The sequence below is a fragment of the Butyrivibrio sp. AD3002 genome (assembly GCF_000420905.1).
Lineage (GTDB): Bacteria > Bacillota > Clostridia > Lachnospirales > Lachnospiraceae > Butyrivibrio.
Genome location: NZ_ATVV01000022.1, coordinates 60,810 through 70,245, shown reverse-complemented (window position 1 = coordinate 70,245; position 9,436 = coordinate 60,810). Strand labels below are relative to the sequence as shown.

The 9,436-nt window shown below is 39.8% G+C and carries 11 protein-coding genes; 2 read left to right on the top strand and 9 right to left on the bottom strand.

What is annotated here, in order from left to right:
- Positions 1 to 246 precede the first annotated feature (246 nt).
- Both G596_RS22380 and G596_RS0114760 read left to right on the top strand, forming a co-directional pair.
- The gene (locus G596_RS22380) at positions 247 to 1,656 is read left to right on the top strand and encodes an ISL3 family transposase (protein WP_022760461.1); all 1,410 of its coding nucleotides are present in this window, start codon (positions 247 to 249) and stop codon (positions 1,654 to 1,656) included.
- 12 nt (positions 1,657 to 1,668) lie between these two features.
- Positions 1,669 to 1,866 carry a mobility-associated LCxxNW protein gene (locus tag G596_RS0114760; protein ID WP_022760460.1) on the top strand — a complete coding sequence of 66 codons (198 nt, stop codon included), beginning with the start codon at positions 1,669 to 1,671 and terminating at the stop codon, positions 1,864 to 1,866.
- A 265-nt stretch (positions 1,867 to 2,131) separates the two neighbouring features.
- Here G596_RS0114760 and G596_RS25600 read toward each other — a convergent pair whose 3' ends face one another.
- The 9 genes from G596_RS25600 to G596_RS24500 form a co-directional block, all read right to left on the bottom strand.
- Positions 2,132 to 2,995, bottom strand: a complete 864-nt coding sequence (locus tag G596_RS25600; protein WP_022762597.1) for a YARHG domain-containing protein — start codon at positions 2,993 to 2,995, stop codon at positions 2,132 to 2,134.
- A 169-nt stretch (positions 2,996 to 3,164) separates the two neighbouring features.
- A complete protein-coding gene (locus tag G596_RS0114750; protein WP_022762596.1) occupies positions 3,165 to 3,647 on the bottom strand; it encodes a GNAT family N-acetyltransferase in 483 nt (160 codons plus the stop codon).
- 90 nt (positions 3,648 to 3,737) lie between these two features.
- Complete coding sequence (locus tag G596_RS25285) at positions 3,738 to 4,631, bottom strand: GNAT family N-acetyltransferase (RefSeq protein WP_242829199.1); 894 nt, start codon at positions 4,629 to 4,631, stop codon at positions 3,738 to 3,740.
- Between the two features lie 55 nt (positions 4,632 to 4,686).
- On the bottom strand, positions 4,687 to 5,193 hold the full coding sequence (locus tag G596_RS0114740) for an AAA family ATPase (RefSeq protein ID WP_022762595.1): 507 nt from the start codon (positions 5,191 to 5,193) through the stop codon (positions 4,687 to 4,689).
- Between the two features lie 15 nt (positions 5,194 to 5,208).
- A complete protein-coding gene (locus G596_RS24505; protein WP_022762594.1) occupies positions 5,209 to 6,264 on the bottom strand; it encodes a GNAT family N-acetyltransferase in 1,056 nt (351 codons plus the stop codon).
- An 11-nt stretch (positions 6,265 to 6,275) separates the two neighbouring features.
- Entirely contained in the window at positions 6,276 to 6,830 is a 555-nt protein-coding gene (locus G596_RS0114730) for an NUDIX hydrolase (protein WP_022762593.1), read from the bottom strand.
- 171 nt (positions 6,831 to 7,001) lie between these two features.
- Complete coding sequence (locus tag G596_RS0114720) at positions 7,002 to 7,493, bottom strand: GNAT family N-acetyltransferase (protein WP_022762591.1); 492 nt, start codon at positions 7,491 to 7,493, stop codon at positions 7,002 to 7,004.
- 25 nt (positions 7,494 to 7,518) lie between these two features.
- Complete coding sequence (locus G596_RS0114715) at positions 7,519 to 8,208, bottom strand: MBL fold metallo-hydrolase (RefSeq protein WP_022762590.1); 690 nt, start codon at positions 8,206 to 8,208, stop codon at positions 7,519 to 7,521.
- A gap of 24 nt (positions 8,209 to 8,232) precedes the next feature.
- Positions 8,233 to 9,273, bottom strand: coding sequence for a GNAT family N-acetyltransferase (locus G596_RS24500; RefSeq protein WP_081646762.1), 1,041 nt, complete (start codon positions 9,271 to 9,273; stop codon positions 8,233 to 8,235).
- Positions 9,274 to 9,436 lie beyond the last annotated feature (163 nt).

Sequence of the window (9,436 nt, the reverse complement as noted above, 5' to 3'; positions counted from 1 at the left end):
GGGTAATCGATTTTCGTGAGGGGCTACCTTCGTGAGGGTCTTTTATGAGGGTTGCTCGTGAGGGGCAAACTTGAGGGGCTGGTTTGAGGGTTATTCGTGAGGGTTTTACCTAAAAAAATAAGAAACAGGATTGATCATCAACGTGTTTGTTGGTTAATCCTGTTTCTTTTTTGAAGGATCATTGTCCTTCTTTCTCCCTTCTCGTATGATACTTTTTGCGGAAAATACATCAAAGAAGGAGGATACATGAATAGTATCACAGATTTATTAGACCTTGAAGATGGCGACCTCTGTATCACAGGAACCCAGATTCAAGGTCACACTAAAACTCTCACCATTGAAACAAAGCCCGTAGCTCATTATTGCCCTAACTGTGGCTACAGGATGTATTCAAGAGGTGTCAAAAAACGAAAGGTCAATCATCCTATTCTTCAGGATAGCTACTCACTTGTAATTATTCTGAAACAAAGAAGATGGCGCTGTACAAATCCTGAATGCCTTTATGACATCAGTGAAAACTTCAAGTTCGTTAACAAACGCCGCCGTACTTCAAACGCTACAGATATGTTGATTGTTAGCGCCTACAGAGATCTTATGGAAACATCCGTCTCTATTGCCAGGAAATTTCATGTTTCAGATTCTCATGCTCACGAAGTCTTCGACAGATATGTGAAGCTTGACCGTCTGCCGCTGACAGATGCTGTCTCCATTGATGAAGTCTGCATAGATATGGATGAACACTGCAAGTATGCCCTGGTCATACAGGACTTCCATACTGGAGATCCAATCGACCTGCTACGCAGCAGAAGAAACGATGTCACTGAGCCCTATTTTTCAGCAATTCCGATAGAAGAACGATTAGCTGTAAAATATCTGATCTCTGACATGTACAAGCCATATATCGCCTATGTAGAGAAATATTTCCCCAATGCAATCCCTGTTGTGGATTCCTTTCATGTGATTCAATGGATAACCCGCCTGATAGACAATTATATCCGTCAGCTGATAAAGAAGTACCGTCAGCGTGACCGCGAACTTCAGGACAAGCTTTCTATTGAACGTCATGAACCAGTCTCTCTTCCGGTCTCTGACGAGGTATACATTCTGCAGAAGTACCGGTGGTTAATCCTGTCCAATCTATCAAATATCCGTTACCATCATGATCTTCGTATGGATCCACATTTCCACAGGCTTATGAACACATTTGATTATGAAGACGCTCTATTCAGAATAGATCCCAACCTTCAAGAATTCAGGGATCTTAAAGAAAAGTATGTGCAGTTCAATTCACGCAACAGCGGCAATCCTCATTCAGCAAGACTGGAAATAGCTGTGCTGATAAAAGAATACAGAAGTTCCCGGCATGATATATTCCGCGATTTTGCCTCACTTCTTGAAAAATTTGAAGATCCCATAATCAATTCTTTCATAATGGTTGAAAAAATGGGAAATGGAAAAATCTATGACAGCAGGCTTTCCAACGGTCCTATTGAATCAATAAACAGGAAAATAAAGGATCTGAAGCGCATGGGCAGAGGCTTCAGAAACTTTGAACACTTCCGCAATAGGTTTCTGTATTCAACCAGATCCGCTCCTATACTTAACGGAGTATCGGATTATAACCCTGTCGTTTACTTTGAAGAAGATGAATTTTAGGAGGACTAACAAATGCTTGATTATTGTGCTTTCAGTAAAGACCATAAATGTATCAAATGGGAGGATTATCAGATAATGCTTCAGGAGATAGAAGAAGCAGACTCACTTTGCCATGGCAACTGGATAGAGATAGAAAAGCAATACAACTACATCCTGGAGCTGCAGGCAATCCTTGATGAACATGGAATTGATTATCCTATTTTACTGTAACTTATTAGAGGGTCTGGAATCATAACTCCAGACCCTCAAGTTTGCCCCTCATGAATGACCCTCACGAACGCCCCTCACGAATAACCCTCACGAACTCCACTAAAAAAAGGGCCAGCCCCTCACGACTGACCCTCATTAACTTTGGGAAACCCTCACGAAAATCGATTACCCGAAAAACTGCTAAAGACTATTAAATTATGGAATTCCTAACACAAGAAAGAGCACCTACATAAAGTAGATGCTCTTTCAAACATTTAATTACTTATCATTTTCTTCTATTTTCTTCTGCAGCTATCGCATCACGGTTAGCTTTTTCATATGCATTTAACATTGAATCCCCCATTGCATTGAATTCATCAGGGCTATAACGCGGTGAATACCAGGATTTGCTATTAAAGTAGTTCTGTAAGTCATCAGAATTAAACATTCTTCCATGTCTAGCGTAAATCTCATTTCTTGCAATACGCAATTCCTCATTAGTCAGGCTGCTTATGTATGATTTATCAATATACTCACAATCAGAGCCCCATAGCACATATTCATCATAATCCCCAGTATCACCCGGATCGCTATAGTCATAATAGGAACTGTCATTAACCGGATTATAATGTGTTTGTATCATTATATTCTCCCAATCATTTAGGGGATCATATGTCAAGTCATCATAATAAACATCTATTACAGGCCTTTCATCATCTATTTTTTTATCAGTAAGTCTATTTGTTGAGTAGTACAACTTTGTCCCAATATACTTACCATATATCAGAATCATGTCTCCTTCTACCCAAGACAAAGAACTGTCAGTTTTTTTATCTCTGATGATAAAACACTCATCAAAATCATATTCATAACTAGCAAAGTAATCATTATAACCAGTAATCTCGGCTGCCTGATATTCAATATCCTCTACTCCAGTCACCTTGCTCCCCAGCATAACCGGCATAAATACATAATCACCAACATAGCTGTCTCTATAACGCATAACTTGTCGGTAGTTTATATCATAGTTGCACCCAGATGCTATATCTGTCTTACTTAAAGTTGCCGCTCTAACCGAATGTGGCATTCCCCCAGCAAATAGTCCAATAACCATAAATACACAAACTACAATTGAAATCCTTTTCTTCATAGTTAAGCACCATCCTTTCAGACAACACTATTGCATATTCATTGTATTAATCTGGTAATGATTATTCTATTAAATGCATATTAAATAACTATCTGAGCGAAAAATATTTTCACTGTTATCATTTTTGTCTGAATTTTGTTTTCACAATAGATTAAATTCCTCGTTTCACTTATATATCCTTCCTCATATATCCACAGGTAAATGGGAAGAAATCATATTTCTTTGTTCCAATATGAACTGCCCCATTTTGCTCATACCACCTGCGCAGAACTTCATTCTCTTCAACAATTCCTATGTTTATCACCTTGCATCCTGCGTTCTTCGCCGATTCATATGAATGCTCTAAAAGTTTTTTCCCAATCCCAAGATGTCTATTCTCAGGAAGAACCGCCAGATTATTCAGTTCACACTCTCCGTTTTCCTGCATCAGAAGTGAATAGTATCCGCATGGTACACCTTCCTGCTCATAGATATACATCAAACGGTTTTCATTCTCCATCTGCCACAAGAGCCTATCTTCTGTAGTAGCAAACGCTGTAAATCTCGGAGCATTATCAGGTGTAAATCCAAATTCATCTGCAACAGTCATGAAACTCTGCCTAATTATGTTCACGCAGTCTCCGATATCTTTCCGTTTAACTTCCCGTATCATATTCTATATATCCTTCCTAAAGCATATTATCCGATTTGCTTCCTCAAATCCCAGCGCCATATGGAATTATTTCTGCAGCGTTCTGAGCCCCTACCCCTCAATGAGTCCTCCATGGAAATAGCATTCGTAAATGACATTCCCTTTATAGCTAATTGTTTCCTTACCATGGAACCATTCAAAATCACCATCAATGCAGCATTCATATTTATAATCACCGTTAGTATGCTCAGCGGGTCCTCTAAATGGCTTTTCCTCCGGAACTAAAAGCAATGCTTCCTTCAAAAAATCTCCGCTGAAGTTTTCTCCGATTACCCTGCCCACATAATTCATGCTCCAGTATGGATTTTTCTTTATCCAAAGCGCCTCTTCTCCAGCAAATTTATTACCTCCAAGATAGGTGTCGTAATACATATAATCGCCATCTTCATATATAAGGTCATGCGATTTTTCTCTTGAAGGTACCGTCTCAGCTCCTTTGCCTGCATATGTTGCCTGTTTAGCCTTAATTAAAAAATCAGTTATCTGCTTATCCATTTTTGATATATAAACATATTTAAATTCAGCTTCCGTTGGATTGTTATAACCATCTTCTTCAACCTTGTTTAGCCTGTAACTGCATTTTTCAAAAAGAGTCTGCATAGCTACATTGCTTGCTCTTGTCTCAGCGCATATTTTCATCAGGTCTGATTTTTTGCATTCTTCCTTAGCATACTCCATAAGTTTCATTGCAAGTCCCTGCTTCCTGTAATCAGGGTGCACTGCAATATTCATGATCTTAAGATAATCATTCTCTCCGCTCCAGTTATACGTAAAAAGGTCCCCTACTATTTTGTCTCCTTCAACTAAAGCATAGTAAGTGGCCCTGTCATCTTCTAACAGATCTTTCCAATCTTCTTCCTTCCAACAATCTGTTGGGAAGCAAAGCTTATCAAACTCTAAAATGGCATCATAGCTTTCCATGCCAAGTTTCTTCATCTCTATCATATTCATAAATCCTTTACGCGTTCCATTCCTTGATCGTAATCATCATGTTGTATCCTCAAATACTATATACCTTGTTTATAAACAATTTTGCACTTTCAGATGTCGTAAATCTTTTGTACTTTGAACCATATGCAGAAAGGTATCCAATAATCTCTTCTCTATCTTTTTCATATTCAAATACCCACTTTATGTTGTAGTAAAGAAACTTTATCGTAGGTTTTGAATTATATTTTTCTTTTCCTGCTCTCTGCCTAATCCAGCGCCGTAATGTTCTTACCAATCTTTTATAGAGTGGTATATCAAGCAGAATGATGTAATCACACTTTTCAAAACTCTCACGTAACAGTTTTCTTGGAGATCCTTCTACAATCCAGTCATCACTGTTTATAATTTTCTGAAATAACTGGTCACGCTCCTTATCATCACGCTTTTTATCACCATTTGGAGTCCTCTCCCAAACAATATTATCTTTCTGATAAAAAGGGACATGATATGTCTCTGATAAATTCTTTGCAAGTGTGGTCTTTCCACTGGCAACTGATCCGATTATATCCAGCTTCATATATTCTGTCCTTCGCTATATTTCAATCATTTTCTGAATGCCATTTGGTATTACATCAAATCCCAATTTCTTATAAAAACCTTCTTTACCCTTAGCAGATACCCCTCCGATTGTTGTAAATTTCCCTGTAGACGAATTCTTCACAGCATAATCTACAAGATGGTTAACAATCATAGTTCCTATGCCCATGCCTTGATATTCCGGCAGAACAACTATTTCCTGCAGGTACCAATACATTGCGCCATCACCAACCAGTCTGCCCATTCCTATGAGTTCACCATCTTTCAAAGCAGAGACATTTATAATACCGTTCTGCAGAGCCTTACCGGCATGTGGGACAGGAATATCTGCAAAACCCGCAGCAACTCTAAGCCTTACAAAATCCTCGGGAGTCAGTATATTATCTATAAGCTCAATCTTATTAACCAATTTCTTCACATCAGATGGATGTTCTGCCAGATAAGTTGCTCCGGCTGATGTCAATTCTTCACGGTCACCATATCCATACAGGACACCAATAGAATCAATGCCTACCTCATTTGCAGCTAAAATATCATTCTCCCTGTCACCCACCATAACCACGTGTGTGCTATCAGTTATTTCACATTGTTCCAACGCATACCTGATTACATCAGATTTGTGTGGGCGTTCCTTATCATCAGCAGTAGCTACAAAGTCAAAGAATTTCTTCAAATCAAAGTGCTTAAGCACCGTGTCGGTTCCAATTGCACTCTTAGAAGTTGCTACAATCAGCTTCTTGCCTTCACTTTTTAAGTCCGACAGTAGTTCCACAATCCCCGGATAAACACTGTTTTCCAGGACGCCGCCCATATTGTTGTAATAATCTCTATACAAGGCAATGGTTCTATCTGTGTTCTCCTCGGAATATCCCAAAATATCACCAAAGGAAACTTTCAGTGGAGGTCCAACAAATTTTCGTAGTTGGCTCCTGTCAACTACCTGCCCTCCCATTTGCTGTATTGCATAAACAAATCCATTCATAATACCGGGGCCTGAATCTGTTAATGTGCCGTCCAAATCAAATAGAATATACTGATATTTATTTTTCATTACCGCACTCCTTAGTGGTAAAACTCAATTGCAAAAAGGATTGCTAAAATGGCAATACCATCCCTTGTCTTGTTTTCTCTAAGTAACTCTTTTACATCATCAATAGGCATCCATACTTTTTCTGCAACTTCATCCACGTCCTGGATACTGCCTTCAGAATCCACTTTTGCACCAAATACATGCATCACCTGGTCTGACATTCCGTTTGAAGGATTGTGTGAGCACAAATATTTCAAATCCTTCACCGTGCAGCCTGTCTCTTCCATAACTTCTCTTCTGGCTGCCTCTTCTATTGGTTCGCCATCTTCTACTCCTCCGGCAGGGATTTCCCATTCAAGATGTCCTACGGTGTATCTCATTTCTTTGATCATAAGGATCTCGTCCTTCTCATTAAAAACCACTACCGAAACACCTTCATGATGATGATGAAGCTGATGATATTTTTCTATAACATAACCGCTGGGAAGCTTAACTTTGTCTGCATATAATGTAACTAATCCACATTCATATATTTTTCTTCTTTCAAGCCTTTCCGGCAACTTGATATTCTCAACTTCAGTGCTCATATATAGTCTCTCCTTTTTTGCTGTTTGCAATCACACATTGTCCATTGGCATATGTGAATGAATTATTCTCTATGCTAAAATGCGCTTTTTTAAACTCAGCCACAAGCGTACGCATGCCTAATAAGAACAACCTTCACCTACACCCTCCTGAAAAAATCATGTACCGGCTCCCTAAATCACCATATTGCATCTATCCCAGGATTCATCCTTATATGCAAACGCATTTTCTGCCGTTCTTCTCTCCCTAAATCCAATCTTTTCATAGAACTTCTTTGCCCGGATATTCTCTGAAAAAACATTGAGCTGTACTGCATCCGTATCAGGATTATCAAAAGCATCTGCCAGTGCAAGTTTAATCATCTCCTCCGCTATGCCTTTTCCTCTGCACTGCGGATCGACAACTATAAACTTAAGCATCCCTTCCTTAGAGTCGTTATTAAGTGAGTAGCAAAAGAAGCCTGCCACACTGCCATCATCTTTAACTGCCACGAAAGATTTATCCCCAAATTTATCATGCATTTCAGCTAAAACCTGCTGCAGATTTGCTCTTTCAAGAGGGTATACCATGCGGTTTGCACTCCACATGGCGTGCGTCCTCTCATCGGTAATCCAGTCTTTTATTATGTAAAAATCAGTATCTATCTCAAATGGTCTTATATTCATACCGGTTCATGTACTCCTCCCGTCATCAACCTGAAATTCCATTCAACATATCTTTTAAAGTATCCTGCGTATTCTCCGGCGTCCAATGGCCCTCTACGCATATTTCCGGATTGATTTTTCGGATAGTATCCGAGAGTATCTCACAAAGATCAGCCCTTTTTACTCCTGTAACGAAATCGTCGCAGGTAGAATCCCCAAGGAATAATGACTTATCATTCTCTATATATACAACTGTAGAATCATCCGTGTGCGGAGCCTCTGTCTGAATAGCTTTGACAATGCAGCCGCCAAGGTCAAGCGTAATCTCTCCGGAAAAGATCATGTCCGCCTTTACTACAATTACTTCGGAGCCACCGCTATATTCTCTTCTAATGCTTTCATGCATGGCGAAGAATTCACTTGGTCCGTTCTTTTCTATTTTTGTTTTCCATTGCGAAAGGTACTCATTTGTTTTTGCATTCGCCAGGCAAAGCCCGTTCACGGCATGCATTCCAAAAGTATGGTCCCAGTGCCAATGAGTAAGAACCGTCAGAGAAGGCAGTGGCAGGTCCTCTTTTTTCAGAAGTGCATAAAATTCTTTTGTATGAGCCGCAGAGTGACCGGCGTCAATCGCAAGACTCCAATTGTCTCCCTTCACATAGCCAAGATTCGGACGATCCCTCTCCGTTTCGAAAGGCATGTACCATATATGTTCAGATAGTCGTTTCAATTCCATCTTTCATTCCTCCGGGTCCCTTGTTTATAGCGTATTAATCCAAAATCGTTTCATCCTGCAGCCATCTACTTCTATGGTATTTTCAAGTTGTCCTCCGTTTGCCAGTATCGTCTTTTCGCTGGCAACATTATCTTCATCGCATACCACAAGCATTTTCTCAATGCCTAATTTACCGGCATTTATAGCATTCAGCCTGAGCATTTCCGCCCCATATCCTTTTCCTCTTTCAGAAGGTCTGACGGAGTATCCGCAGTGACCTCCCCATGATTCCAGAATAGGATGATTTATATGATGACGTAGGTCTATTACTCCTACCAGCCCATGGTCACTTTCCCTTATCGCAAAATATGTGGTTGACGGTACTTTTGTACCGGCCTTCTCGCAGGTCTCAGCGCTTTTCCTCAAATTGCAAATATCAATCCATTCCTTAGCTGTAGAACAATCCCTAAGCCCCATGCAGCCTGCAAACTGATCATCGTTGTCTTTATCTGCCTGAAGCACTTCCTCTTTAAATTTTTGAAGTTCGTCTGTGTAATTCTCATTTGCCTCTGTAAGGAAAATAGAATCGGCACTTTCGTCTAACTTCTTTTCCATAAGAAGGAATCTTCCTTTACGCCAATCAGCAAAGCCGCGTTTAACATATCCGTTTTTCTCATAAAGTCTCAGGGCATACGGGTTCTGTGTGAACACATCAAGTCTTACCGAATCGTATCCGGCTTTGGTAAGCTGCGCCTCGATATGATTTAGAACTGCTTTTCCAATCCCGTTATTCTGGAAGGACGGCGAGACGCAGAATCTGTGAATGATACAAGGCTTTTTATTTTCCCATTTGCATTTTAGATACTCACCATCACATTCTTCGCTGATTACATATATCGCAGCAAGCTGACCATCTTTCAGTACCACATACATTGTTTCCTTTTTTATATCTTCAAAAAAATCTTTGTAGACCGGATAGACGTCATCCCACTGCTCTATTCCCTGCTCAGACATAAGCTGCTTTGCCGCTTCAATCATATTGCATATTTCTGTCAAATCCTCTATTGTAGCCAATCTATAGTACATCTTTATAAAAATCCTCCAAATACAACATATTCCTAATCTGACTATACCCACGGGCAAGCCCGTGGGGTTCTGATTGGCAAGCGTAGCTTGTAATCGTACATCATTTTCAGACTTTGGAGTTACAAGTGTAAATCTGTTTGAATCAGGACTTTCATTACCAAGC